Source organism: Streptomyces telluris (assembly GCF_024519335.1).
Classification (GTDB): domain Bacteria; phylum Actinomycetota; class Actinomycetes; order Streptomycetales; family Streptomycetaceae; genus Streptomyces; species Streptomyces telluris.
The window spans coordinates 377173-401559 of sequence record NZ_JANIID010000003.1; the positions used below are offsets into that span (position 1 = coordinate 377173).

Consider the following 24387-nt stretch of genomic DNA (forward strand, 5'->3'; position numbering starts at 1 on the left):
CCGAGAATGACGGGACGGGACGTACGACAACGGCATGGGGGAAGCTCGCATGGGGCGGGACGAGACACAGAGGGAAGAAGAAGGAGAAGGACGGAGAGGAGACGGACGCGGCGGAGAAGGACGCAGCGGGGCGGCGGCCGCCGGGCTGCTGGCGCTGCGCCGCTCTCTGATCCTCGGCGGGCTGTCGGTCAGGGAGACCCTGGTGGGCCTGGTGTTCGGCTTCGCCGTCCTCACGCTCGGCTCCGGCCTGGGCTTCGCGCTGCTGCCGCGCGCCGCGCGCGACGTCCGTCGGCTGGCCGACCGGCAGCGGGAGCTGGCCGCCCGGTGGTCGGGGGTCGAGGTCCCCGACCCGTACGCGGACGGTCCGCCGCTTGCCGGAGCCGGGGCCGGAGCCGGGGCCGACGCGCCGCGGGGCGCGGGCGCGAAGGACCGCGCCCGGCGGGTCCTCAAGGACGGCAGGACCTGGCGGTACTGGCGCTGGGTCACCCTCGACCCCGTCGTGGGCGGGGCGCTGGCCTTCGCGCCGGTCGCCCTGATTTTGAGTGGGCTCTGGGGCGTCTTCCTCGGCTTCGAGGGGGAGCGGCTGGCGGAGCTGTGGGGCGGGGTGTGGTTCGGGTTCCTGCCGGTCGAGGGCCCGGTCACGGCCGCGCTCGCCGGGGTGCTCGGCGTCGGCGAGCTGGGGCTCGCGCTCTGGGTCGCGCCCCGGACGGTGCGCGCCCACGCGCGGTGGACCCGCCGGATCCTCGCCCCGAACGAGGCGGAGCGGATGGCCCGGATGAACGACCGCATCGAGCACCTCGCCACGACCCGCTCGCACGCCGTCGACGTCCGCATGGCCGAGATCCAGCGCATCGAGCGCGACCTGCACGACGGCGCCCAGGCACGGCTCGTGGCCATGGGAATGACCCTGGACGCCGCCGCGCACCTGCTGGAGAAGAACCCCGGAGCCGTCAAGGTCCTGCTGGAGGAGGCGCGCGAGTCGTCCGCCAAGGCGCTGGAGGAACTGCGCGACCTCGTCCGCGGCATCCACCCGCCGGTCCTCGCCGACCGCGGCCTGCCCGACGCCGTACGGGCCCTGGCCCTGGTCAGCCCGCTGACGACCGAGGTCTCCTTCGAGGTGCCCGGCCGCCCCGAGCCGCCCGTCGAGTCCGCCCTGTACTTCGCGGTCTCCGAGGCCCTGACCAACGCCGCCAAGCACGCCGGCGCCGACCGCGCGTGGATCGACGCCCGTTACGAGGCCGGGGCGGGGGCTGGAACCGTAGCGGGGGCCGGGATGCTGCGGATCACCGTCACCGACGACGGGCACGGCGGCGCCGACGTGGCGCGCGGCACGGGGCTGCGCGGCATCGAGCGGCGGCTGGCCACCTTCGACGGCGTGCTGGCCGTCAGCAGCCCCGCGGGCGGGCCGACGATCGTGACGATGGAGGTGCCGTGCGGGTTGTCCTCGCCGAAGACCACTTCCTGCTGAGGGACGGCCTGATCCGGCTGCTGCAGGCCTTCGGCCACGAGGTCGTCGCGGCGGTCGACAACGGCCCCGGCCTGCTGGCCGCGCTCACCGAGCACCGCCCCGGCCTCGCCCTCGTCGACGTCCGCCTCCCCCCGGGCTTCGCCGACGACGGCCTGCGTGCGGCCCTCACCGCCCGCCGCGCCCTGCCCGGCCTGCCGGTGCTGCTCCTCTCCCAGTACGTCGAGCCGCTCTACGCCCGCGAACTCCTCGCCGACGGCGCGGGGGCCGTCGGCTACCTCCTGAAGGACCGGGTCTCCAACGGCGCCGAGTTCATGGCCACGCTGGAGTGCGTGGCGGAGGGCGGCACCGCCATGGACCCCCAGGTCGTCTCCCAGCTCCTGGGGAGCAAGGACCGCGACCGCGGGGTGGCCGCCCTCACGCCGCGCGAGCGCGAGGTCCTGTCCTGCCTGGCCCAGGGCCGCTCGAACGCGGGCATCGCCGAGGACCTGTTCATCACGGAGAAGGCGGTGGCCAAGCACATCGGCAACATCTTCGCCAAGCTGGACCTGCACGCGTGCGACACGGACAACAGGCGCGTACTGGCGGTGCTGGCCTACTTGGAGCGCTGACCCTCCGCCGCGCAGAGGGTGTCCCCGGCGGGCCGCTGCCCCGTGACGAGGAACCGGCTGACGACACGATCGCTGCACGCGTTGCCGGTGTCGAGCCACACGCCGTGCCCGCCCGCGTCCACCGAGACGAGCCGGGCGCGGTCACCGAGCGCCGCGCGCATCTTCAGGGCCCCGCGGTACGGGGTCGAGGGGTCGCGCAGGTTCTGGACCATGAGGATGTTGGACGGCCCCCGGGACGTGATGCGGGTGGGCTTCTCCGCGGGCTCGCCCTTCCAGAACGCGCACGGCGTGATGCTCGCCGGCATGCCGGCCGTGAGCGGGTAGCGGGCACGGTCGGCGGCCACGCCCCGCTCGTACGAGGAGACGTCGCGCGACCAGCTTCCGTCGTTGCAGACGATGCCGGCGAACACGGCGGCGTCGCGCTGCGGCAGCGGCTCGGGGAACGGGTCGGGGGCGGTGAGCGGGCCGTCACCGCCGCTGCGGGCGGCCCGGATGAGCGCGGCGGCCTGGGGATAGCGGTCGGGGTCGTACAGGCTCAACTGCAGGGACTGCCGCAGGACGTTGCCGGTCAGCCGGTGGCCGGTGTCCTTGAAGGTGCGCGGCTTGCGGTCGAGCTCGGCGGCCAGGGCGAGGAACATGGGGCGGACCTCCTCGGGCCGCTCGGCGATCCGGTCCTTGCCGCGGGCGGGGTCGGTGGCCCACCGCGCGAAGTCGGGAAGGCTCTCCTCCGCGCCGGGCGCCATGTTGGCCAGCCAGCCGCGCCCGACGCGGGCGGGGTCGGGGTCGACGCTGCTGTCGAGTACCCAGCGGTCCGTGCGCTCGGGGAACATCTGCGCGTAGACGCCCCCGACGTACGTCCCGTAGGACACGCCGACGGCGGACAGCTTCTCCTCACCCAGCGCCTTGCGGAAGCTGTCGATGTCCCGGGCCTCGTTGCGCGTCGTCAGACTGCGCACGATGTCGCCGCCGTTGCGGGCACACGCCTCGGCGATGCGCCGGGCCCGGGCCACGCCCTCCGAGATGTCCCCGTCCGGCCGCGGCCAGGCCCGGAAGTCGACCATCTGCCGGTCGCTCTCGGCGATCCCGCAGTCGGCCGCGGTGCTGCCGCCCACGCCCCGCGGATCAATCCCCACGACGTCGTAGGCCCCGTTGGTCGCCTTCCGTACCTTCTCCCCCTCCTGCGCCACAGCCCCCACTCCCGACCCACCCGGACCACCCGCTATGAGCAACAACGCCCCACGCCGCGCCCCGGGCCGCTCCGAACGAAGCCGGGAGACGGCAACGTCGACGGCGGGCCCGGAAGGCTTCCGGTAATCGAGCGGAACGGGAAGCGTGGCGCACTCGGACCCGGGGGCACTGTCCTTGGCGGCACAGGGGCCCCAGTGAAGGGAGCCGGTGTGCGGCGCGGCGGCACCCACCGCCTGCGCGGGGGCGGTGAGAGCGGTGGCACAGGCGGCGGCGGACAGGGTCAGGAGAATGCCGGTACGGCTACGGGATCTCATAGGGATGAGGGTGGCTGACGGGGCGTTGGACAACTATGGGGACAACTGGCCAAGCGGGGTGGGGCTAGCTGCAGGGTCACTTGAGGGTGGGCTCGCTGCAGTGGAAGCCGATGTACTCGTACTCCTCCTCGAACACCACGACCAGTGATCGCTTGTCATGGGAGATGAAATAGATGTCGTCTCCGAGTGCTTCACGGACTGACCGGATCCACCCGTCTTCCGTGACGAGACACTCCACCCATGGGAAGTTCGTCATCCTTGTGCTGCAGTAGAACCGTTCCTTCACGCCTGCGGTGTGCAGGAGGCTCGCGTACCAGGAGTCCACATCTGTGCTGCTGGCAGAGCAAGGGATCTGGGTGTCGGGGGTGGAAGCGATGCCGAGGCATGCTTTCCGGGCATCGTCCGTCCAGCTTGGCATGCTTGTCGCATCGGCGTATCCGAGAACCCGAACCCCGGTCAGTCTGCTGGGGAGCAGTTCGGCTTCCTTGCGTTCCTTGTTCAGTTGGATCTTCCGCTGAAGGTCGCTCATCGGCACGTCAGTTCCCCGGGTAGTAGAAATGATGTTTCTCTCCGACCTGCTGGTATCGCTCTCCCATCATGTCGACATCATGGCCTCCGCTCTTCGACTGGCCGGCGTGAAAGTGAGGGTCAGGGGCTTTCGGGTCATTGGTGTGATTGACGATGACGCGAGTGCCCTCCGGGGTTTCGAACTGGTAGTAGCGCCCGTGTGAGCCTGGGCTCTCGTCGTAGACGTAATTGCTCACCCTGTGGCGTTGTGTCGGGTCAGCGCCGACCGTCCATTGCTTTGTCGGCTGCTGGCTATGAGGAATGCCTGCCCAGTCCTTGGCTGCGTTGAAGGCCTCTCTCCGGTTTTCGAAGTCCTTGTTGCAGGGTGCAAGGCCCAGCGGATCTGCCCACGTGTGCGGGTTCTCGACGTACGTCGCCGGGTTCGGGGCCGGGGTCAGGCCCAAGGGGTCCGGGGAGGTGTAGCGGGCCGTTTCCGGGTCGTAGTGGCGGTGGTAGTTGTAGTGGAGGCCGGTTTCCGGGTCGAAGTATTGGCCCGGGAAGCGGAGCGGGGTGTACGTCGTGCTGTCGCGTGACCACGCCGTCGTGCCCCAGAGGGTCGCGCGGGTGCGCCACGCCGTTCGGCCGGTCTCGTCGACCAACTCCGTCGGTGTGCCGACGAGGTCGGTGACGATCGCGAAGAAGCGGCGGTCCACTTCTCTTTGGGGCGCGTCCGCCGCCGATATGCGTTCCGTCTGGGCTATCGGGTGGAGGCCGTTGTGGTCCCAGGTGAGGGTTATGGGGTTCGGCAGCGACGGTGACCACGACGTCTGTTCCGTCAGTGTCGCGCCGTCCCATGTGAAGTCCACGCGTTCCGCGACCTCGTCCGCCGCCGCCGTCAGGCGTTCCTTGGATATGCGGCGGCCCAGCGGGTCGTACGCGTAGCGCCATTGCGTGCCGTCCGGGGTGGTGACCCCGGTCAGGCGGTCCTCCGGGTCCCACTCGTAGCGCCATGTGTCCGGTTTCCGCGAGAGGCGGGTCTTCTGCCGGAGGGTTACGCGGCCTTGTTCGTCGTGTTCGTAGCGGATTCCACCGGCGCGGGATATTCGCGTGCCCGTGTACGCGCGGACGCCTTGCGCCTCGGCGCCCGGGTGGGCCGCCGGCCACGTGGCCTCCGTCTGGTTTCCGGCTTCGTCGTAGACGTAGCGTTCGGTCCAGCCGGGGGCGTGGACGGCGGTGACCCGTCCCGCCGTGTCCAGGTCGAAGGTGCGGGAGCCGGTGGTGGTGTCCGTGACGCCGGTGAGGTGGCCGTCGCGGCGGTAGGTGTAGGCGCGGTGCTGGAGCAACTCGCCCGCGCCTTCCAGCCCCTGTGACACCAGGCGCCCTACCGCGTCCCACGCCGACGACAGGGTCACGCCCTCCCCGAAGTGCCGGGCCACCTCCCTGCCCGCCGCGTCGTGCTCGACGTCGATCACGCGCCCCGACGCCGTCAGCGACGTGCGCCGCCCCGCCGCGTCGTACGTCCAGGTGCTCACCGCCCCGCCGGGCGTCACCCGGCGCGTGCGCCGCCCGAGTGCGTCGTACGCGAAGGTCAGCGTCCGGCCGTTCGTCGTCTCGGACTTGACGCGGCCGAGGCGGTCGCGGCTGTAGACGAGCGTCGCGCCGGGGCCGACGGCTTCCACCAGCCGGCCCGCCGCGTCGTGGACGTATGCCGTCTCCCTGCCCGCCGCGTCCTTCCGCACCACCCGCCCCAGCACGTCGTGCTCGTACGTGATCGTCTCGCCCATCCCGTTCGTACGGGACACGAGCCGCCCCGCCGGGTCGTGCGCGTACGTCAGCGTGCGGCCGTCGAAGTCCGTCTCGGTGGCCGGGCGGCCTGCCGGGTCGTAGGTGTAGTCCCAGGTCAGGCCCTGCGGGTTGGTGACGCGGGTGAGCTGGAGGCGGGTGTTGTGCGTGAACTCGTGCCGTACGCCGTCCGGCCCGGTCCGGGCGGTCATGAGGTCGAAGGGGCCGTACTCGTAGCGCGTCACGCCGCCCAGCGCGTCCGTGTACGCCGTGCAGTTGCCTTCGCCGTCGTAAGTCCAGCGTTCTTCGGCGCCGTCCGCGGAGATGCGGCGGGCGAGCCGGCCTTCCACCGTCCAGGTGAGGCGGGTCGTGGAGCCGAGCGGGTCGATGACGGTCGTGACGCGGCCGAAGGAGTCCCGGCGGTAGCTGGTGACGGCTCCCAGGGGGTCGGTGATCTCGACGGGCAGGCCGGCTCTGTTGCAGGTGAGCCGCGTGGTGTTGCCCAGGGCGTCCGTGACCGAGGTGAGGTGGCCGACGCCGTCGTAGGCGTACGTCGTGACCGCGCCCGCCGGGTCCGTCGTCGACGTGCGGTTGCCCGCCGCGTCGTACGTGTGGCGCCAGAGCGTCCCGTCCGGGCCGGTCGTCGTCTCGGGCAGGCCGAGCGCGGTGTACGTGGCCGAGACCTGCCGCCCGTCCGGGCGGAACACGGACACCAGGCGCCCGTCCTCGTCGTAACGGAACTCCGTCCTGTGACCCAGGGGGTCCGTGCGCGAGAGGAGGCGGTCGTGACGGTCCCACGTGGACAGTGTCGTGGCGCCCGTGGGGTCGGTGGCGGCGACGATCTGCGAGCGCCGGTTGATGGTGAAGGTGTTGGTGTTGCCGAGGGCGTCGGTCACCTTGGTGACGCGCACGCCGGTGCCGGGGTCGGGGCTTCCGTACTCGAGGGTGCCGCGCATGTGCCCCTCGGTCCCCGACTGGAAGACGCAGCGGTCCTGGTCGTCGTACTCGTACGCGTAGTGCGCGCCGTTCCGGTCGGTCCACGACGTCATCCGGCCGCGCTCGTCGTACGCGAAACGCAGCGGCTGACCGGACGAGTTGACGACCTCGGTCAGGTTGCCGCCCTCACGACCTTCCTCACCCTCACCCTCATCCCCATCCCCATCCCCGCCCCCGTACCCGTAGCGGATCACTTCCGTGTCCGCCAGGTGCAGCGCGGTGATGCGGCCCGCCTCCGGATCCGTGGTGATGCGGATGCGGTAGCCGGAGTCGTGGACGATCGCGGTCGGCGTGCCGCCGGCGTCGTACTCGAAGGCGATCCAGTGGCCGTTGCGGTCGCTGAGCTGGTGCAGAAGCGCCCGGCCGCCGTCTCCCCGGAGACCGGAGGAGTGATGAGGGTAGGGGGTGAAGTGCTTGGTGTGACCCGTTTCCGGCTCGGTCACGCTGTACGTGCCGTCGGGCTCGATCGTCAGCGGCCACCGCGGGCCCTTCGCCGGATACGTGGCCACGCCCGGAACCGGATGCGGGTACTCCAGCAGCCGCGCATGCTCGTCGACGAAGATCACGCCCTCGTCGTCGATCTCCAGCCGCTGGTCCACGGTGCTCGCCCACGACGGGCCGAACCACCGGCCGCAGCCGTAGCCGGACTTCACGTGGCGGGAGAAGACCAGGGGCAGCGCACCGGGGAGCGTGACGTCCGTCTGCGGGAGGAACATGCGACCCGTGACGATGTCCACGGGGTCCGTCTCGCAGACCTCGACCTCCTTGGGGTCCTTCTTCGGCTCCTGCCGCTCCTCCTTGGCCGCCCGCCGCGCCGCGCTCTCCGCCCCCTCCTTCCCGGCGTCCCGCGCGCCCGCCTTCACCCCGGCGCGCGCCCCCGCCCGCGCTCCGGCCCGCGCTCCGGCCTCCGCGCCCTGCCGGGCCGCGCCCGTGCCCATGCGGGTGCCCGCTCCGGCGACGCCGCCGCTGGTGAGGCCCATGAGGAAGTTGCCGGTGAGGCGGCCCGCGGCCTCGGAGGGGTCCGAGCCCCAGCCGGGGCCGAGCAGCGTCCCCGGAATCCGCTCGGGGTGGGACGCGAGGGAGACGAGACCGGCAGCGGTGTTGTTGATGCCGGTGACGTACTCCGCGGGGTGCGTGATGTTGTACGGGTCGAGCGGATCGAGGCTGCGGGTGAACTTCACCAGATCCGTACCGGCCCGGAAGACACCGCCGCCGAAGTGGAGCAGCTCGACGTTCGAGGCGGCCGCGAAGTCCTGGATGTCGCCCTTCATGCGGTTGTGGAAGGCCGGCTCCTTCGGAGCGAGTTCGACGGCCTTGTCGATCCGGGACTTGGCCTCGCCCGCCGCCGTGTTCCGCTGCTTGCGGGCCTCGCCAAGGATGCGGTGCGCCTCCTTGATGTCGGCGGCACCGGGGTCCTCGAAGGCGCCGGGCCGGGTGCCCGGGTCCTCGCCCGCCTTCAGCTTCGCGTTGTACGCGTCGACCTTGTCGTTGTAGGCCTTGGTGGCCTTCTCCGTCGCCTTCGTGCCCTGCTTGTAGAGGCGGACGGCCTCCAGCGCCTGCTTCTGGGCCCAGCGGACGGTGTGCGCGTACGCGGTGAGCGCGCTCGCGGCGCTCTCGCAGGCGTCGGCGGCCCGCGCCCACTTCTTCGGCTCCGGCGCGAAGTGGGTGTCGAAGCCCTTCGCGCCCTCGCCCTTCCACTCCCCGGAGCGGACCCGCTGGAGGCCGGAGTGCGTGGTGTCGAAGGCCTTGTGGAAGGCCTGCAGGTGCTTGGCGGCGGCCTCGATGCCCCAGGGTTCGCCGTGGACCAGGGCCAGCGGGTTCTCGGTCTGACCGAGCTGCTGTTCCTTGATCTCGGCGCCGAGCTCCGATGCCGTGCGGTCGCCCAGGTACCTGACGGCGAGCGCCTCGTCGTGGGCGCCGATCTTGTCCAGCCCCTTGGCGGCCTGGTCCGCGCCCCACTCGACGGCCTCACCCGCCTTCTTCTCTATCTTGTCCAGGCCCTTTTCGGCGGCTTCGCCGACCTTGTCGAGGCCCTTGACCAGCGGATCGAAGACACCCATCAGTCGCGGCCCTCCGGCTCGCCGCCGCGTTCGCCGCCGCGTTCGCCGCCGTGCTCGCTTGCGCGTTCGCCCGCGTGCTCGCCGCCGCGCCCTCCGTCGAGCTTGTCGGCGAGTCGGTTCGCCGCCTCCGTGCCCTGCCGGCCGAGCGGGCCCTTGCCGTAGCCGTTGGCGGCGCCGGTGGAGGCGTCGCGGGCGGTGTCGGCCCAGACCCGGCGGATGTTCGCGTCCGCCTGGCGGAACGATTCGGCGCTGTAGTCCGGGTGGCTGAAGTCGTTGACGGGGTTGTCGGCCAGGATCTCGGACATGGACTTCTTCTCCACGTCCTCCTCCATGAGGTGCGGGTTGCCCATCACGGCGTTCACGCCGACCTTGAACGTGTCCCGGATGTACGCGTCCTGCTCGTGGTAGTAACCCGCGGCGAGCCCCACGCGCTGCGCGAACTGGCTGCCGTCGTGGACCAGGGCGCGGACTCCCCAGTCCCACCGGGAACAGAAGGTCTTGAACGCCGCGGCCAGTCCCTCGTGTCCCAGCTCGACGCCGCTGAGGGCGAGCTCGTCGAAGCCGCGGCCGACCGCCGCGTCACCGGGCGAGCCGATGGACTTGAGTTCGCCGATGGCACCGTTGATGCCCTTGGCGATGTTGTCGAGCGCGGCGGAGTCGGCCGCGAGGCCGTCGCCGGGGCCAGAGCCGGGGCCGTCGCCGGGGCCGGTGCCGGTCATGCGGCGCCCTCCGCGCCCGGGCCGCCGACGGCGACATTGACGGCGACGTCTACGGCGGCATCTACGGCGCCATCGACGGCGTACGCGTCCGGCACGATCCCGACGACCGGCGGGAACAGCATCGGATGCTCACTGCCGACGTCGAGAGCGACCCCGGTCGGTACGCCGACGGCCGGCACGACCACGTCCAGCAGCCGTGCGCCCAGGACCGTGCGGTACGTCCAGTCGGTCGTCCCGTCCGCACGCGGCGCCGTCCCCTGGGCGAGCGCGAACCGCGCGAGCGCCCTCTCGTCCGTGAACGCGCAGATCCAGCGGATCCCGCCGTACTCGACGGACCACAGACCGTCCTGACCGCCCTGACCGCCCTCTCGGTGCTGTCCGTCCGACGGCACCAGCACCGCCGTCCTGCGGAACAGGCCGACCAGCGCCGCCGGCCGCCCCTCCTCCGCATGCAGTGCGCGTATTTCGTCCGTCAACGCCGTCGATGACGTCACTCTCGCCTCCCCAAGCCAGAGGAAGGGTACAAAATGAGGCCAGAGGTGCACTCACGGTATTCGGAGCGAAGAGTTCCGAACCACGGGGGAGGGACCCGATGGCAGACACCACGGGCTTAACGGATCTGACGGGCAGTGGACTGGTCGAGCAGGTACGGGCACTGGCCGCAGGTGACGTCACGTCACGCGCACTCGTAGAACGCTCGCTGGCCCGCATCGCGGAGACCCAGCCGCTGCTCAACGCGTTCCGGCGCGTACGGGCCGAGGCGGCGCTCGCCGAGGCGGACGCGGCGGACCGGCGGCTGGCGGCGGGCGAGGCCGGGGAGCGGCTTCCGCTGCTCGGCGTCCCCGTCGCGGTGAAGGACGACGTCGACGTCGCGGGCGAGCCCACCGCCTTCGGCTGCGCGGGCGATTTCCCGCCGAAATCGGCGGACAGCGAGGCGGTACGGAGGCTGCGGGCCGCGGGCGCGGTCGTCGTCGGCAAGACGAACACGCCGGAGCTCGGGCAGTGGCCCGTCACGGAGGGCCCGGCGTTCGGGGTGACGCGCAACCCGTGGAGTCCGGAGCACACGCCCGGCGGCTCCTCGGGCGGCGCCGCGGCCGCCGTCGCGGCGGGGCTCGTACCGGCCGCGCTCGGGTCGGACGGCGCCGGTTCGATCCGGATCCCCGCCGCCTGGACGCACCTGGTCGGCATCAAACCGCAGCGGGGCCGCGTCTCGACCTGGCCCGAACCGGAAGCCTTCCGCGGCATCACCTGCCACGGCCCGCTCGCCCGTACCGTCGCCGACGCGGCCCTGCTGCTGCAGGCGGCGAGCGGCAGCCACGACGGGGACCTGCACCGGCCCCCGCCCGTGGACGTGGTGGCGGCCGCCGGACGCGACCCGGGCCGACTGCGGATCGCCCTCTCCCTGCGCCCCGCCTTCGCCGCCGCCCGCCAGTGGCTCGACCCCGAGGCCGCCGCGGCGACCCTCCGTATCGCGGAACGGCTGGCCTCCCTGGGCCACGAGGTGATCGAGGAAGAGCCGCGCTACGGACTGATCGGCCTCACGTTCGTACCGCGCTCCATGTCCGGCATCCGGGAGTGGACCGGCCGCGTCCCCGACCCCGCCCTGCTGGACGCCCGCACGAAGGTCAACGCGCGCGGCGGCCTGATCCTGGGCGGCGGAGTGCTGCGCGTGGCCCGCGCCGCGGAGGAGCCGCTGCGGCGGCGCGTGGGAGAGATCTTCGACCGTTTCGACGTGGTCCTGACCCCGACGACCGCCGTGCCCCCGCTACGGAACGGGGAGCTCTCGGACCTCTCCAGCAGCCGCACGGACGCGACCATGATCGCGGCCTGCCCGTACTCCTGGCCCTGGAACGTCCTCGGCTGGCCGGGCATGAGCATCCCCGCGGGCTTCACGGAACAACACCGCCTGCCCTTGGGCGCCCAGCTCCTCGGCCCGGCCCACAGCGAACCGCGCCTCATCTCCCTCGCCGCCCAATTGGAGGCGGAGGAACGCTGGTTCGAACAGTGGCCCGAGCTCACACGGGCGGGCGCGACGACGGCGACGGCCTGCGCGTGATCGAACACCAGACGGCCTTGGAGGGACGGCACGTGAACCCGTGAGGCGAGGCGAAGTGCCCCCAGTTGTCCGCGAGCGAGCGGAGAAGCGTCAGGCCACGCCCGTTGTCGTCGTAGGGATGAGAGTCCGGGCGCGGGGCGGGCGGGAGGTCACCGCTGTCCCACGCGGTCAGCGTCAGGACCTCCCACTGCGACCAGGAGACGCGCAGCTCGGCGGCGTCGGTCGTGTGCACGATGGCGTTGGTGAGCAGCTCACACGCCAACAGCTCGGCCCGGCCCGTCAGTTCCCCCAGGCCGTGGGCCGCCAGGAAGGCGCGGGTGGCACCGCGCGCGATGGGGACGGCGCGCGCGTCGTTCGGGACGCGCAGACGGTATTCGAACGGCTCGATCTCATCGGGAACGGAGAGAACTGGCTTCGGGACAGGCAGGAGCAGCATGTCGCCTCCGGCGGGGTGGGGTGAAGTGACCTGACGCCCGGTGTCATTGCCGCGGGCGCCACTGCGTGGGGGCAGGGCGGGGCGGTGCGCTTCCGGGACGGTGAGCTCGTGGTGTGAGCTGCGCGACACTCAACCTAGGGTGCTAGGTAGCACCCCCGCAACGGGATCGGAGGAGTTAGCCCGTAGGGGTGTGCCGTGGCATCGTGACGACCGTTGACGCCTCAGGACAGGGAGAGTTGGCGCATGGCGCCCAGGAACAACCCGACCGCCCGGCAGGTCCGGCTGGGAACGGAGCTGCGCAGGATGCGCGAGCAAGCAGGCATGAAGGCCAGCGAGGCCGCTCGCCTGCTCGGGGTGAGCCCCATGCAGATGAGCCACATGGAGACGGCACGCCTCGGCGTCGGTAAAGAGCGCCTACGCACCCTGGCTGCGCAGTACGGCTGCGCCGATGCCGCATACGTGGATGCGCTGGTCGCCATGACGGGACGCCGGGGCCCGGAGTGGTGGCAAAAGTTCCGGAATTCAGTACCTCCCGAGGCCTTGGACCTTGCCGCGCTGGAGTGGTACGCCAAGAGCATCCAGGGGCTGCAAACCGTGCACGTTCCCGGACTGCTGCAGACCACCGCCTACACACGTGCCCTGTTCAGCTACCTGAGCCCTGGCACCATGCCGGCCGACCTTGATGCCGAGGTGGAATTCCGCAAGCGACGTCGTGCGGTTCTGGAACGAGACGATCCTCCGCCGTACTCAGCGATCATCCATGAGGCGGCGCTGCGCGTGCTGGTCGGCGACCGGGATGTAGCGCGGGAACAGCTCAACGCCCTCTTGGAGCAGTCCGAGCAACCAGGCGTGACCATCCGCGTCGTTCCGTTTTCGGCCGAGCGCTTCGCGGGAATGGGCTACTCGATGCTGTATGCAACGGGTCCCGTGCCGCAGCTGGACACCGTACAGATCGACCACGTACACGGCAGCGTCTTCCTGGACACCGAGGAGCAGCTTGCCCACTACCGGGACCGCTGGCGAACGGTCGAGCGCTCGGCCCTGGGCCCCGGGGAGACGCGGAATGTCATTCATCGCGTTGCGCGCGAGCTCTGAGGGGTCGAAGATGCGCCAAGTAGCGTGGCAGAAGTCCTCTTTCTCCGGCAACGGCCCGGGTAATGACTGCGTTGAGGTGGCTGACCTGCTTGGCGCGGTGGCGGTCCGCGAAAGTGACGAGCCCAGCAGATCGATAGCAGCCTCACCGGAGGCATTCGCGGCACTGATACGTCGGCTCAAGGCGGGAGAGTGTCATGGGTAGTGCCTGGCAGAAATCCACGTACTCGGGAACGGGAGACGGCAACGACTGCGTGGAAGTAGTCGCGGAGGGCGACGTGATCGCCCTCCGCGAGATCGACACCCCCGTCACCGTGGTGCGGGCCACCCCACATGCCCTCGGCGCGCTGATACGCACCCTCAAGGCAGGAGCGGGCCATGAGTGATGGCTGGCAGAAGTCCACCTACTCGGGAAACGGCGACAACAACGACTGCGTGGAGATCGCCTCAGCAGGCGACCTGATCGTCCTCCGCGAGAGCGACACCCCCCGCACCGTAGTGCGGACCACCCCACCCGCCCTCGGCGCCCTGATACGCACCCTCAAGAGGGAGGCCATGGCGCCTCCGCATCCGGTACCGTGAAGGCGAAGGGCCCCCGCCAAGGGCCGGGAAACCACAAGGCGGGAGCCTGGAGCCAAAGCAAGGGCTTTGACCTGAGCCTCGTGTGTTGGGGCTCAGGTCAGCCCTTGAACCACCTCCCCAGCTTCCACGCGGCGCGGACCAGAAGGTCCTCGACGCGCTTGCGGATGGGCAGCTTCGGCTTCCTGCGACGCCCCATGGGCGCCTCCCCTCAGACCGGCCGCCGAGATCCCGGTCGACGACCTTTCCTCAGGGTCGGGCCGGGCCCCGAGGGCCGGGGTCCGGAGACGATCCATGAGGGGAGGCGCACCATTGGCGCGCTGAGATCACCCTATCGGCTCAACTCGGCGGAGATGCGCCTCTGTTGGGTGAACTTGGTCGTGGCGCGGCGCGCGCATGAGTGCGCGCTTTTCCGCCGGGCCCGGCCCGCATCGGTAGGAAACCGTGCCCCGATGCATCCGCGGTGCGCCGGAGGCGTTAGCGCCCGCCCCGTGTCATCAGCAGCAGCGCTCCGATGGCGAGGATCGGCGTGATCACGATGAGGGCGAGGCCCATCGGGTTGCGGTGGTTGTAGACCCAGCGGGTGCCGTAGCGCTGGCGCATGAAGAGGGGCTGGTCGTCGTCGGCGGGGGTGCGGTCGCGGTGGGGATCGCCGGCGTGGTCGTTCTCGGGGCGCATAGGGTCAGGCTACGGACGGCCGTTCGATGTGGCGATCATTTTGTCGCACCCCTGTTGCTTTGTGGCGTGGCTGGTACATCCGGGTCAGGGGGCGAGGATGTCCAGCTCCGCCATCGCGCCGGCGGTGATCTCGCGGGTGAGGGCCTCCGCGCGGGCCGCGTCCCGTTCCCGTACGGCTTCGGCGACGCGTACGTGGAGGGTGACGGCGGCCGGGTCGGGGTCGGTGAACATGACCTGGTGTTCCGTGCGGCCGGTGAGGACCTCGGCGACGACGTCGCCCAGGCGGGCGAACATCTCGTTGCCGGAGGCGCGCAGGATCACCCGGTGGAAGGCCACGTCGTGGACCAGATAGGCGGACAGCTGCTGGCCGCGGGAGGTGGCGACCATGCCGAGGGCGTGCCGGGTCAGCTCCTCGCACTGCTCGGCCGTGGCGAGGCGTGCCGCGAGGCCCGCCGCCACCGGCTCGACGGCCGAGCGCAGGACGGTGAGGGAGCGGAGCTGGCGCGGGCGGTCCGCGCCGGCCAGGCGCCAGCGGATGACCTGCGGGTCGTAGACGTTCCACTCCTCGGTGGGGCGGACGGTCACGCCGACCCGGCGCCGGGAGACGACCAGGTGCATGGACTCCAGGACGCGTATCGCCTCGCGGATCACCGTGCGGGAGACCTCGAAGCGCTGTTCCAGCTCGTCAGTGCGCAGCACGCTGCCCGGCGGGTACGCGCCCGCCGTGATCGCGGGCCCGAGGGACTCCAGCACGCGTCCGTGCAGCCCCTGCCCCTGGTTTTCCATGGGGCAAGCCTACGGTCCTCCGCCGCGGCAAATTAAGTATGACGTTTGAGTCACAGAGTCTTGAATATGTCGTACGTAATGGGTTTCAGTGTCCGCACCCCCCGTCAACGGAGACAGCGAGGCCCCGATGAGCAGCCGTCCGGCATACCCCCACGTCGTCGTCGTGATGGGCGTCGCCGGCACCGGCAAGACCACCGTCGGCCCGCTCGTCGCGGAGGCCCTCGGCGTCCCCTACGCCGAAGGCGACGACTTCCACCCGGCCGCCAACATCGCCAAGATGTCCGCCGGGACCCCCCTCGACGATGCCGACCGGGCCCCCTGGCTCGACGCCATCGGCGCGTGGGCCGCGGGCCGGGCCGGCCGCGGCGGGGTCGTCAGCTGCTCCGCGCTCAAGCGTGCGTACCGGGACCGGCTGCGCGCGGCCGCCCCCGGTCTCGTCTTCCTCCACCTCACCGGCGATCACGAACTGATCGCCGGCCGCATGGCCGCCCGCAAGGGCCACTTCATGACCACCCGGCTGCTGGACTCCCAGTTCGCCACCCTCGAACCGCTCGGCGCGGACGAGGCGGGCGTCGACGTGGACGTCGAGCCCGGGCCGGAGGTCATCGCGGAGCGGGCCGTTCACGGCCTGCAGCAGTTCTGATCACTCCTGCCCTTCTCCTTCCTCCTCCCCCTTCTCCTTCCCCCCTCCCCCCTTCCTCCCTCCAAGGAAGCCCCGTGAGCACTCTCAGCGTCGAGATGCTGGCCGCGGCCCCCGCCGAACCGATCACGTCGGCGGGTCACGCACAGCTGGGGATCGCCGTCCTCGTCGGCATCGCCGTCATCGTCCTTCTCATCACCCGCCTCAAGCTGCACGCCTTTCTCTCCCTGACCATCGGTTCGCTGGTGCTGGGGGCCGTGGCGGGCGCGCCCCTGGACAAGGCCATCGCGAGCTTCACCACCGGGCTCGGGGCGACCGTCGCCGGCGTCGGCGTCCTCATCGCGCTCGGCGCGATCCTGGGCAAGCTCCTGGCCGACTCCGGCGGCGCCGACCAGATCGTCGACACGATCCTGGCGAAGGCGGGGCCGCGCTCAATGCCCTGGGCGATCGTGCTGATCGCGAGCGTCATCGGCCTGCCGCTCTTCTTCGAGGTCGGGATCGTCCTGCTGATCCCGGTGGTGCTGCTCGTCGCCAAGCGCGGCAACCACTCCCTGATGCGCATCGGCATCCCCGCGCTCGCCGGACTGTCCGTCATGCACGGCCTGGTGCCCCCGCACCCCGGCCCGCTGGCCACCATCGACGCCATCGGCGCGAACCTCGGCGTCACCCTCGCCCTGGGCGTGCTCATCGCCGTGCCCACCGCGGTGATCGCCGGCCCGCTCTTCTCCCGGCTGGCGGCCCGCTGGGTGGACGTCACGCCGCCCGAGAAGCTCATACCTCAGCGGCCCTCGGCCGAACTGGAGCGGCGCCCCAGCTTCGCCGCCACCGTCGCCACGGTCATGCTGCCCGTCGTCCTCATGCTGGCCAAGGCCCTCGTCGACATCGTCGTGGACGACCCCGAGAACCACGTCCAGCGCGTCACCGACGTCATCGGCTCGCCGCTGATCGCCCTGCTCGCCGCCGTCCTCGTCGGGCTGTTCACGCTCGGCCGCGCCGCCGGCTTCGGCCGCGACCGGCTCGCCGTGACCGTGGAGAAGTCCCTCGTCCCCATCGCCGGCATCCTGCTGATCGTCGGCGCCGGCGGCGGCTTCAAGCAGACCCTGATCGACGTGGGCGTCGGCCGGATGATCCTGGACTTCTCCAAGGACTGGTCGGTCTCGGCCCTGCTGCTGGCCTGGCTGATCGCCGTCGCCATCCGGCTCGCGACGGGCTCGGCCACGGTCGCCACCATCTCGGCCGCGGGCCTCGTCGCCCCGCTGGCCGCCGACATGAGCACGACGCACGCCGCGCTGCTCGTCCTGGCCGTGGGCGGTGGCTCGCTGTTCTTCAGCCACGTCAATGACGCCGGGTTCTGGATGGTGAAGGAATACTTCGGCATGGACGTCGGGCAGACGGTCAAGACGTGGTCGCTGATGGAGACCGTGATCTCCGTCGTCTCCCTCGTGTTCGTGCTGCTGCTCTCGCTGGTCCTCTGACGCGCCGGGGGCCCCGGCCCCCGGTCCGTTGCTCCTCTCGGCCGTGGTTGCGCCGTCCGCTCTGCGTTGCTGCCGCTCCGATGGACATATCGGACCTTAGGCTTCGCGCATGCGCATCGGAAGACCTGTCGCCGTACTGCTCGGCGCCTCCCTGCTGGCAGCCGGCTGCTCGGGCAGCCCCTCCCCGAAACACGCGGACGCGAAGAGCACCCCGAACGGCGGCGCCACCGCCCCCGCGTCCCCCGACGCGGCGGCGGGCCCGCTCGGCGCCTCCGACCTCCAGGGCCGCTGGTGGACCTGGGCGGCCTCCAGCCCCAGCGGCTCCAACCCGGTCGAGGACCGGGACGGCAGCCTGTGCGACCGGGGCCAGAAGGACGGCGTCTGGTTCCTGGCCGGCACCTTCGGCGAACGCGCCAAGCGCACGTGCGCCGTCCCGGCCGGGCGGCGGGTGGCCTTCCCGCTGGTGAACCTGATGAGCGACCAGGCCGGCTGCTCCGAGTTCATGGCCCCCGCCAAGGGCACCGCCACCCTCGACGGCAAGCCCCTGCGGGCCGAGCGCTACGACGCCACGCCCGTACGGGTCACCGCCGAGGAGGGCAACCCCCTCACCGACGGCGGCGGCAGCTTCCGCACCCACGCCTGCGGGCTGTGGGTGCAGATGGAGCCGCTGCGCCCCGGCAACCACACCGTGCAGATCCGGGGATCCTCCGGGCGCTTCACCGTCTCGGTCGACTACACGCTCAAGGTGCCGGCGGCCGGGTCGGCCACGGACCACGACGCCGCCTGAGCCCGCAGGCCCCGCCCGTACCACCGCTCAGGGGCGTATCCCCGGCGCCGCCCCTATCCCCGACACCTCCGCCAGATACGCCCGAACGTCCGCCGCGTCGTCCGTGGCCAGCCCGACATAGCCGTCCGGGCGGACCAGGAACAACCCCGTGCCGTACGCCGCCTTGGCGTGCTCGCCGGCATCGATCAGATCCGGCGCGGCACCGCCGATCCGGTACGTACGCACCCACTCCACGTCCGCCACCGCGGCCGCCGCCGAAGCGCCCTCGGCATCCGACCCGGTGAGGTCCAACAGGGTGAAATGCGGGCCCCGGAAGGCGTCGAAGAGGCTGAAAGGCGCGCCCGAGGGGTCGGTGCAGGGCGCGTCGGGCGCCCGGTCGCCCGCCCGCAGGACGTCCTCCTCCGGGCCGGACTTCGAGCCGGACTTCGAGCCGGCCTTCGACGCGCTCTCCTCCGCCCCCTCCGGCAGGCCCCGGCGCAGCTCGCGCGCCAGCGGGCCCGTCCGGTAGTGGAGGGTGAGCTGGTGGGTGTCCTTCCCGCGCCGCGACAGGCCCCGCTCGACGCCGAGGGAGCGGTCCTGCGCATGCATGCGCGTGCTCAGGGCCAGCACGTCGGAGGCCACCTGCATCCGCTCCGCGTCGTACGTGTCGAGCAGGGCGTCCGGCGCGCCGTGCCGCAGGACGGCGCCCAGCTTCCAGCCGAGGTTGTAGGCGTCCTGCACGCTGGTGTTGAGGCCCTGCCCACCGGCGGGGGAGTGGATGTGCGCGGCGTCCCCGGCGAGGAAGACCCGGCCGGTGCGGAAGCGCTCGGCCATGCCGGCCTTCGGCCGGAAGGACGACGCCCAGACGGTCTCCTCCGGCACGAGGCCCGTGATCCCCGTGCGTTCGGCGATGAGCCGGGCCAGCGCCTCCGGGGTGGCGTCGCGCTCCGGATCCGGCTCGTAGGAGGTGTCGGACCAGAAGGCCATGATCTGGACGGTGTCCGCCGAGGCCTCCAGCGGGCGCAGGCCGATGAGCCCGCCGGGCGCCGTGGGCCACATGTGCCAGTGATCGCGGTCGATCCCCGCCTGCTCGAAGCCGCTCATCCTCACATCGGCGATCTGTGCCGCACGGGCGTCGACGACCTCGACCTCGAAGGGCACGCCGAGCGCCTTCCGGACGGTGCTGCGCCCGCCGTCCGCCGCGACGAGGTAGGCCGCCCGCACCGTCTCCACCGTGCCGTCGGCATGCCGCAGCTCGGCCGTGACACCGGAGCCGTCCTCGTCCTGAGCGAATCCCGTCAGCTCGGTGCTGAAGTCCACCCGGCCGCCCAGCTCTTCGAGGCGCGCGTACAGCACCTCCACCGTGCGCCACTGGGGGCACATCAGCACATGGGGATACGGCACGCCGGGTGAGGAATCGCCGGGCTCGACGAGATCCCACTCGCGCAGGCGCTCGGTGCCCTCCCACGTCTGCATGGGCGGGACGGGGCCGCCGGAGGCCATCAGGGCCGCCACCGTGCCCAGGTCGTCCATCACCTCCAGGCTGCGCGGCTGTATCCCCGTGCCGCGCGAGCCGGGGAATCCGCGCCCGTCCCGCTCGACGAGCCGGTGGCGGATGCCGCGCCGCGTCAGGTCGATGGCGAGGACGAGGCCGGTGGGCCCGGCTCCGGCGATGAGTACTTCGGTGTCCAGCGCTGCGGTGTCCGGTGCTGTGATGCCCGGTGCTGCGGTGCCCATGGCTGTGGTGCCCAGTGCTGCGGTGTCCACGAGAATCCCCCTTAACGTTGTTAAGTTCGCGCTGTACCCAGACTGAACTGAACGCCGTTAAGCTGTCAAGGTGGCAACTCGCATCGACCGCGCCCAAGTGGCCGAAACCGCCCTCCGCCTGCTCAACGAGGTGGGCCTCGAAGGCCTGACCCTGCGCAGGATCGCCCAGGAGCTGGGCGTCCAGGCCCCGGCGCTCTACTGGCACTTCAAGAACAAGCAGGAGCTGCTCGACGAGGTGGCCACCGAGATGTTCCGGCGCATGGCCGGATCGCTCACCGCCGTCGACACCGGCACGTGGCAGGAGTTCCTGACCGGCGCGGCCCGCGCGATCCGCAGCTTCCTGCTCGGCTACCGCGACGGCGCCAAGGTCTTCAGCGGCACGCGCTTCACCGGCATGGGCTACGCGGGCCCGGTGGAGGAGATGATGCGGGTGATCGTGGACGCGGGCTTCACCCCGCAGGCCGCCGCCCGCGCCTGGTTCACGATCAACACGTACACGATGGGGTACGTGATCGAGGAGCAGTCCGTCTACCCCGACCCCGGCGGCGAGCGCGACCCCGCGTACGAACTGGCCGAGCGCGCCCGGAAACTGGAGGGTTACCCCCTGGCCATACAGGCCGGAGAGGTGTTCTTCAGCGATCTCGACGCCGGCTTCGAGGACGGACTGCACGCCGTCGTCGCCGGCATCGAGGCGACCCTGCTACCGCCGTCCGTCAGAGGATCCGCGGGCGGTTCCCCCGGCGTCGAGTGACCTGCGCAGGACGGGCGTGAGCCGCTGCTCCACGCACCGGTGCAGCAGCCACGCCAGGCCCAGCATCAGGGCGACGGTCAGACCGAGCGTCGCGTACGAGGGGATGCCGAGGCTCCGGTGCAGGGCGCCGATCACCACCCACCCCAGGTGCTCGTGCACGAGGTAGAACGGGTACGTCAGCGCGCCCGCGACCGTCAGCCAGCGCCAGTTGGCCCAACAGAACCGGCCCAGGGCGACGGCCGCCACGGCCGCGTAGCCCAGCGCCAGGACGGCCACGATCACGTACGGGGAGCGGTACGAGAAGTAGTGCGGGCTCGGCGGGTGCCACAGCCCCGCCACCGCGTAGTGCTGCCCGACCAGGAAGCTCACGGCGACGATCCCCCAGTGCAGGAGGTCGTGCCCGAAGCGGTGGAGCAGATACAGGCCGATGCCGCCGATGAAGTACGACGAGTACTCCGGCATCACCACGACCCGCAGGAACTCCACGTGCGAGGCCGTCGTCACCACGGTCGCCAGCGTCCACACCGCACAGAACAGCACCACCCGGTGCCGCGTCGCCCCCGGCAGCACCACGAACAACGCGAAGAGCGCGTAGAACCGCAACTCCGCCCAGAGCGTCCAGCACACGCCCAGCACGCGCTGCGCGCCCACCGGCTGCTGCAGCATCGTCAGATTCACGAGCGCGTCGCTGAACGACACCGTCTTGTACGCGACCCACGGTAGCGCGAACGCGACGGTCACCAGCACGATCGCCGCCCAGTAGGCGGGGTAGAGGCGGGCCGCGCGGGAGGCGAAGAACGAGCGCAGGGGGCGTCCCCAGCCGCTCATGCAGATCACGAAGCCGCTGATGACGAAGAAGATCTCGACGCCGAGGCAGCCGTAGGCGAACGCGCCCGACAGGGTGGGGAATTCGTGCCGCGGCGATGCGCCCCACGCGCGGCTCACGTCGCCGTCGCGGCCGCCGTAGTGGTAGAGGGCCACCATCAGGGCGGCGATGATGCGGAGGGCGTCCAGGGCACGGAGGCGGCTGCCGCCGTGGGGCTCCCCTAACGGCGCCGGCCGCTCCAAGGGTGCCTTGCGGCGCAGCCGCGGCTGGGTCGGGGCCGTCACGTGGTCACCGTCGCCTTCGTCGCCTTTGCTGCCCTCGCCTTGGACAGCCGCCGCTGCAGAGCGCGCGCCCTCCGGGCCACCTTCCGTACGGTCGGGTTGCGCGGCAGGAACGCCAGTTGCGACGGGATCGCGCCCGGCAATGCCAGGGAGGTCAGGCGGCGGCGCTTGAAGTAGCGGCGGGTGTGGGGGGTGAGGTGGGTGGTGAGGTAGCGCTCGGCGGTGCCGCGCAGGTTCGGGTAGATCTGGGGCTGCATCGCGAAGCCGACCGCGGCCAGGAGGTCGTTCAGGTCGGGGTGCTCGCCGACGCCTGCCCACAACGTGGGCTGGGAGGAGTCTGTGTGCAACGCAGGCAGCAGCGCATCCACCAACGTCACCGGCACCCGATTGCTGTTCTGGTACGGGCTCAGGCGTTCCAGGAGGAGGTCCGTGCCCGTGTGTGCCGCCGGGAGGCCGTAGAAGGTCGTCGCCGTCAGGAGGGCCGTTGAGAAGCAGCCCGCCACCAGGGCCGGGCGCAGTTGCTGGTAGGCGACCTCGGCCAGGACGGGTGTGCCGAGGACGGTCAGGGTGACGCCCAGCCGGCCGGCCTCCTCCTCCAGCATCTGCGACCAGCGGGCCGGTGCCGCCGGGTGGGGCTTGAAGACGAGGTCGCGGTGGCCGCGCCCGGCCGCGCCGCGCAGCATCCGCACGTGCAGCTGTTCCTCTTCCTCGGGGGTGAGGATGTCGAGCGCCGACAGATACTGGCCGAGCAGCAGCGCGGCGCCTTCGGGGGCGTCGAGAGCGGGTGCGGCGTCGGCGAGTTCGGCCAGCACCTTGGTGAAGACCTCCGTGGGGACGGTCTCCGGCGCGACGCCGAACTCCGAGAGCAGCAGCGGCCGCAGCCCGGGGACGAGGTCGAGGTGGAGCAGCCGCCCGACGCGGGTGCCGATCAGCGGGTCGAGCTTGTTGCGGGTGGGGCCGTAGCTCATGAGGCCGTCGGCGTAGACGTCGAGAGGGGCGTCGGGGAAGCACTGCACGATCGCGAGCGCGGGGCTGACCTGGAGGGACTCGACGACGAGGGAGACGTCGTCGTCGCCCAGGTCCCAGAGCAGCCGCAGATGCCGTTCCCACAGGGGCGCGTCGTCAGGGCGGGGCGACCAGCCGGACGGGTGGAAGGGGCGGATCGCGTCGTTCCAGGAAAGGACGCCGTCGAAGCGGCTGCGCAGCCGCTCGAAGCCGGGGGCTTCGTCCAGGGCCGGGGTGGTCTCCGGTACGGCCGCGGTGTTGGCGACGAGCAGCAGCCGGCGGTCGGCGGGGGTGAAGCACCCGGCGTCCAGGGCGGCGGCGAGCGTCGCGGCTCCGTAGAGCGTGGACGCGAGGAAGATCTGTGTGCGGTGGCGCGCGGAGGGCGGCAGGGCGGGCATCAGGCGGCCGCCCCGCCGGCCCCGCCGGTGCCCGCAGCACCCGCAGCACCCGCAGCACCCGCAGCACCCGCAGCACCCGCAGCACCCGCAGCACCCGCAGCACCCGCAGTGCCCGTAATACCCGGCCTCCCGCCCGGCCGTCGCCTCAGCCTCCGCAAGCGGATCGCACGGTCGTAGTCCATGGAATTCACGGCGTCCTTGACGAGTTCCGGTGGCAGTCGGCGCAGTGCGGCCGCGCTCTTCGTGCGCAATGCACGGGCCACCTGCGGCTCAAAACGTTCGATATTCGTCAGATGATGGGCAATGATTGCGCAATATGTTCGAACGGCCTTCGGGAGGAATTCCTCCGAGTCCCGGTCCCGGGCCGTCTCCTCGATGACCTGATCGAATGCGCGCAGGAAATCGAGCTGGCGCACGTCGCCGATCTGGGTGAGCGACGTCGCGACTCCGCGCCGGTAGAAGACGCCCAGCAGCCCGGCCACGGCGAACGTGCGCGCCTCGCGGTGCAGGCGCCAGATCCAGGGCCGGTCCTCGGCCGTCCGCAGGCCGTCGGTGAAGTGCAGCAGCCCGGCGTCCAGCAGCCGCCGGTGGTAGATGCCGGCCCAGGCGTACGGATAGTCGACGGACGTCGAGCGGTCCGCCGGCAGGATCGCGCCGCGGGGGTCGAGCACCACCCCGCGGCGGCCGTGCGGCACGCGCTGCACGGTGCGGGTGCGGCCCGTGCACTGCACGTGGTCCGTGCGGACGAAGTCGACGTCCAGTCCCTCGATGAACGAGACGAGCTGCTCGTAGTAGCCGGGCGCGAGCCAGTCGTCGCCATCGAGGAAGGTCAGGTACTCGCCGCGCGCCGCGTCCAGTCCGGTGTTGCGGGCGGTGGCGAGGCCGCCGTTGCGCTCGTGGCGCACGACCACGGCGCCCGGCAGCTCGCGCCCGGCGCGCTCCAGGAGCGCCGGCGTGCCGTCGGTCGAACGGTCGTCCACGAGAATGAATTCGAAATCCCCACGGGCATTCGCACGCAGACTTCTCAGCACATCGGGCGCAAAGGTCTGAACATTGAAGAACGGGACGATGACGGAGAGCTTGACCACCCCGGCGACATTAGGCGGCCCCCCGGCATTCGTCTTGTCCACGGGCGGGCGCGGAGGTGAACGAAGCGCGGCGGAATGATGAACCCGACCCGCTCCCGGGCCGATTCGCCGATCGTCGGTG

General features: G+C 71.5%; 23 protein-coding genes. 11 read left to right on the forward strand and 12 right to left on the reverse strand.

Annotated elements, in window-relative coordinates; genetic code table 11:
• Positions 1 to 34 precede the first annotated feature (34 nt).
• Both NQU55_RS05960 and NQU55_RS05965 read left to right on the forward strand, forming a co-directional pair.
• The gene (locus tag NQU55_RS05960) at positions 35 to 1468 is read left to right on the forward strand and encodes a sensor histidine kinase (protein ID WP_240976195.1); all 1434 of its coding nucleotides are present in this window, start codon (positions 35 to 37) and stop codon (positions 1466 to 1468) included.
• Complete coding sequence (locus NQU55_RS05965; RefSeq protein ID WP_256789937.1) at positions 1432 to 2076, forward strand: LuxR C-terminal-related transcriptional regulator; 645 nt, start codon at positions 1432 to 1434, stop codon at positions 2074 to 2076. The genes NQU55_RS05960 and NQU55_RS05965 overlap by 37 nt, the downstream gene beginning before the upstream one ends.
• Here the strand turns inward: NQU55_RS05965 and NQU55_RS05970 are convergent.
• The 5 genes from NQU55_RS05970 to NQU55_RS05990 all read right to left on the reverse strand — a co-directional run bounded on the left by NQU55_RS05970 (position 2061) and on the right by NQU55_RS05990 (position 10136).
• Positions 2061 to 3578, reverse strand: coding sequence for an alpha/beta hydrolase (locus NQU55_RS05970; protein WP_256789938.1), 1518 nt, complete (start codon positions 3576 to 3578; stop codon positions 2061 to 2063). The genes NQU55_RS05965 and NQU55_RS05970 overlap by 16 nt on opposite strands.
• A gap of 76 nt (positions 3579 to 3654) precedes the next feature.
• Positions 3655 to 4107 (reverse strand): hypothetical protein, encoded by a 453-nt coding sequence (locus NQU55_RS05975; RefSeq protein WP_168096403.1) that lies wholly within the window; start codon positions 4105 to 4107, stop codon positions 3655 to 3657.
• A gap of 7 nt (positions 4108 to 4114) precedes the next feature.
• Positions 4115 to 8923, reverse strand: a complete 4809-nt coding sequence (locus NQU55_RS05980) for a putative T7SS-secreted protein (protein ID WP_256789939.1) — start codon at positions 8921 to 8923, stop codon at positions 4115 to 4117.
• The gene (locus NQU55_RS05985) at positions 8923 to 9642 is read right to left on the reverse strand and encodes a hypothetical protein (RefSeq protein ID WP_168096390.1); all 720 of its coding nucleotides are present in this window, start codon (positions 9640 to 9642) and stop codon (positions 8923 to 8925) included. Before NQU55_RS05985 ends, NQU55_RS05980 begins: the two co-directional genes overlap by 1 nt.
• Complete coding sequence (locus tag NQU55_RS05990; RefSeq protein ID WP_372504635.1) at positions 9639 to 10136, reverse strand: SseB family protein; 498 nt, start codon at positions 10134 to 10136, stop codon at positions 9639 to 9641. The genes NQU55_RS05985 and NQU55_RS05990 overlap by 4 nt, the downstream gene beginning before the upstream one ends.
• A gap of 98 nt (positions 10137 to 10234) precedes the next feature.
• On the opposite strand from NQU55_RS05990, the gene NQU55_RS05995 reads away from it, so the two are divergent.
• Positions 10235 to 11698: an amidase gene (locus tag NQU55_RS05995; RefSeq protein WP_256789940.1), complete on the forward strand. Its 1464-nt coding sequence runs from the start codon at positions 10235 to 10237 to the stop codon at positions 11696 to 11698.
• Here NQU55_RS05995 and NQU55_RS06000 read toward each other — a convergent pair.
• A complete protein-coding gene (locus NQU55_RS06000; RefSeq protein WP_168094659.1) occupies positions 11658 to 12134 on the reverse strand; it encodes an ATP-binding protein in 477 nt (158 codons plus the stop codon). The two genes, NQU55_RS05995 and NQU55_RS06000, sit on opposite strands and share 41 nt — an antisense overlap.
• A gap of 243 nt (positions 12135 to 12377) precedes the next feature.
• Between NQU55_RS06000 and NQU55_RS06005 the strand changes: the two genes are divergently transcribed.
• The 4 genes from NQU55_RS06005 to NQU55_RS06020 are packed head-to-tail and all read left to right on the forward strand — an operon-like array spanning position 12378 to position 13808.
• Positions 12378 to 13229, forward strand: coding sequence for a helix-turn-helix domain-containing protein (locus NQU55_RS06005; RefSeq protein ID WP_168094658.1), 852 nt, complete (start codon positions 12378 to 12380; stop codon positions 13227 to 13229).
• A gap of 10 nt (positions 13230 to 13239) precedes the next feature.
• The gene (locus NQU55_RS06010; protein WP_168094661.1) at positions 13240 to 13431 is read left to right on the forward strand and encodes a DUF397 domain-containing protein; all 192 of its coding nucleotides are present in this window, start codon (positions 13240 to 13242) and stop codon (positions 13429 to 13431) included.
• The gene (locus tag NQU55_RS06015) at positions 13424 to 13612 is read left to right on the forward strand and encodes a DUF397 domain-containing protein (protein WP_168094657.1); all 189 of its coding nucleotides are present in this window, start codon (positions 13424 to 13426) and stop codon (positions 13610 to 13612) included. The genes NQU55_RS06010 and NQU55_RS06015 overlap by 8 nt, the downstream gene beginning before the upstream one ends.
• Positions 13605 to 13808, forward strand: a complete 204-nt coding sequence (locus NQU55_RS06020) for a DUF397 domain-containing protein (protein WP_168094656.1) — start codon at positions 13605 to 13607, stop codon at positions 13806 to 13808. The genes NQU55_RS06015 and NQU55_RS06020 overlap by 8 nt, the downstream gene beginning before the upstream one ends.
• 474 nt (positions 13809 to 14282) lie before the next feature.
• On the opposite strand, the gene NQU55_RS06025 is transcribed toward NQU55_RS06020, so the two are convergent.
• Positions 14283 to 14483 carry a hypothetical protein gene (locus tag NQU55_RS06025; RefSeq protein ID WP_168094655.1) on the reverse strand — a complete coding sequence of 67 codons (201 nt, stop codon included), beginning with the start codon at positions 14481 to 14483 and terminating at the stop codon, positions 14283 to 14285.
• Positions 14484 to 14567: 84 nt separating this feature from the next.
• Positions 14568 to 15269: a FadR/GntR family transcriptional regulator gene (locus NQU55_RS06030; RefSeq protein ID WP_168094654.1), complete on the reverse strand. Its 702-nt coding sequence runs from the start codon at positions 15267 to 15269 to the stop codon at positions 14568 to 14570.
• A 127-nt stretch (positions 15270 to 15396) separates the two neighbouring features.
• Here NQU55_RS06030 and NQU55_RS06035 point away from each other — a divergent pair, with 127 nt between their 5' ends.
• The 3 genes from NQU55_RS06035 (at position 15397) to NQU55_RS06045 (ending at position 18171) form a co-directional block, all read left to right on the forward strand.
• Positions 15397 to 15912, forward strand: a complete 516-nt coding sequence (locus NQU55_RS06035) for a gluconokinase (RefSeq protein WP_168094653.1) — start codon at positions 15397 to 15399, stop codon at positions 15910 to 15912.
• 74 nt (positions 15913 to 15986) lie between these two features.
• Positions 15987 to 17384, forward strand: a complete 1398-nt coding sequence (locus tag NQU55_RS06040; RefSeq protein WP_168094652.1) for a GntP family permease — start codon at positions 15987 to 15989, stop codon at positions 17382 to 17384.
• A gap of 109 nt (positions 17385 to 17493) precedes the next feature.
• A complete protein-coding gene (locus NQU55_RS06045; protein ID WP_168094651.1) occupies positions 17494 to 18171 on the forward strand; it encodes a signal protein in 678 nt (225 codons plus the stop codon).
• 27 nt (positions 18172 to 18198) lie between these two features.
• On the opposite strand, the gene NQU55_RS06050 is transcribed toward NQU55_RS06045, so the two are convergent.
• Positions 18199 to 19917 (reverse strand): FAD-dependent monooxygenase, encoded by a 1719-nt coding sequence (locus NQU55_RS06050; RefSeq protein ID WP_308402200.1) that lies wholly within the window; start codon positions 19915 to 19917, stop codon positions 18199 to 18201.
• A gap of 70 nt (positions 19918 to 19987) precedes the next feature.
• Here NQU55_RS06050 and NQU55_RS06055 point away from each other — a divergent pair, with 70 nt between their 5' ends.
• Positions 19988 to 20668: a TetR/AcrR family transcriptional regulator C-terminal domain-containing protein gene (locus NQU55_RS06055; RefSeq protein WP_256789944.1), complete on the forward strand. Its 681-nt coding sequence runs from the start codon at positions 19988 to 19990 to the stop codon at positions 20666 to 20668.
• Here NQU55_RS06055 and NQU55_RS06060 read toward each other — a convergent pair.
• Genes NQU55_RS06060 through NQU55_RS06070 form a run of 3 tightly spaced genes read right to left on the reverse strand, consistent with a single transcriptional unit; the run spans position 20618 to position 24266 of the window.
• Complete coding sequence (locus NQU55_RS06060) at positions 20618 to 21778, reverse strand: acyltransferase family protein (protein ID WP_372504636.1); 1161 nt, start codon at positions 21776 to 21778, stop codon at positions 20618 to 20620. The genes NQU55_RS06055 and NQU55_RS06060 overlap by 51 nt on opposite strands.
• Positions 21775 to 23178, reverse strand: a complete 1404-nt coding sequence (locus NQU55_RS06065) for a polysialyltransferase family glycosyltransferase (RefSeq protein WP_168096765.1) — start codon at positions 23176 to 23178, stop codon at positions 21775 to 21777. The genes NQU55_RS06060 and NQU55_RS06065 overlap by 4 nt, the downstream gene beginning before the upstream one ends.
• On the reverse strand, positions 23178 to 24266 hold the full coding sequence (locus NQU55_RS06070) for a glycosyltransferase family 2 protein (protein WP_256789947.1): 1089 nt from the start codon (positions 24264 to 24266) through the stop codon (positions 23178 to 23180). The genes NQU55_RS06065 and NQU55_RS06070 overlap by 1 nt, the downstream gene beginning before the upstream one ends.
• Between the last annotated feature and the right edge of the window lie 121 nt (positions 24267 to 24387).

Excerpts from the sequence above, each read along its gene's own strand:
- NQU55_RS05960 (WP_240976195.1), top strand. The coding sequence starts at position 35 with ATGGGGGAAGCTCGCATGGGGCGGGACGAGACACAGAGGGAAGAAGAA.
- NQU55_RS05970 (WP_256789938.1), bottom strand. The coding sequence starts at position 3,578 with ATGAGATCCCGTAGCCGTACCGGCATTCTCCTGACCCTGTCCGCCGCC.
- NQU55_RS05975 (WP_168096403.1), bottom strand. The coding sequence starts at position 4,107 with ATGAGCGACCTTCAGCGGAAGATCCAACTGAACAAGGAACGCAAGGAA.
- NQU55_RS05980 (WP_256789939.1), bottom strand. The coding sequence starts at position 8,923 with ATGGGTGTCTTCGATCCGCTGGTCAAGGGCCTCGACAAGGTCGGCGAA.
- NQU55_RS05985 (WP_168096390.1), bottom strand. The coding sequence starts at position 9,642 with ATGACCGGCACCGGCCCCGGCGACGGCCCCGGCTCTGGCCCCGGCGAC.
- NQU55_RS05995 (WP_256789940.1), top strand. The coding sequence starts at position 10,235 with ATGGCAGACACCACGGGCTTAACGGATCTGACGGGCAGTGGACTGGTC.
- NQU55_RS06000 (WP_168094659.1), bottom strand. The coding sequence starts at position 12,134 with ATGCTGCTCCTGCCTGTCCCGAAGCCAGTTCTCTCCGTTCCCGATGAG.
- NQU55_RS06005 (WP_168094658.1), top strand. The coding sequence starts at position 12,378 with ATGGCGCCCAGGAACAACCCGACCGCCCGGCAGGTCCGGCTGGGAACG.
- NQU55_RS06010 (WP_168094661.1), top strand. The coding sequence starts at position 13,240 with ATGCGCCAAGTAGCGTGGCAGAAGTCCTCTTTCTCCGGCAACGGCCCG.
- NQU55_RS06015 (WP_168094657.1), top strand. The coding sequence starts at position 13,424 with ATGGGTAGTGCCTGGCAGAAATCCACGTACTCGGGAACGGGAGACGGC.
- NQU55_RS06020 (WP_168094656.1), top strand. The coding sequence starts at position 13,605 with ATGAGTGATGGCTGGCAGAAGTCCACCTACTCGGGAAACGGCGACAAC.
- NQU55_RS06025 (WP_168094655.1), bottom strand. The coding sequence starts at position 14,483 with ATGCGCCCCGAGAACGACCACGCCGGCGATCCCCACCGCGACCGCACC.
- NQU55_RS06030 (WP_168094654.1), bottom strand. The coding sequence starts at position 15,269 with ATGGAAAACCAGGGGCAGGGGCTGCACGGACGCGTGCTGGAGTCCCTC.
- NQU55_RS06035 (WP_168094653.1), top strand. The coding sequence starts at position 15,397 with ATGAGCAGCCGTCCGGCATACCCCCACGTCGTCGTCGTGATGGGCGTC.
- NQU55_RS06045 (WP_168094651.1), top strand. The coding sequence starts at position 17,494 with ATGCGCATCGGAAGACCTGTCGCCGTACTGCTCGGCGCCTCCCTGCTG.
- NQU55_RS06065 (WP_168096765.1), bottom strand. The coding sequence starts at position 23,178 with ATGCCCGCCCTGCCGCCCTCCGCGCGCCACCGCACACAGATCTTCCTC.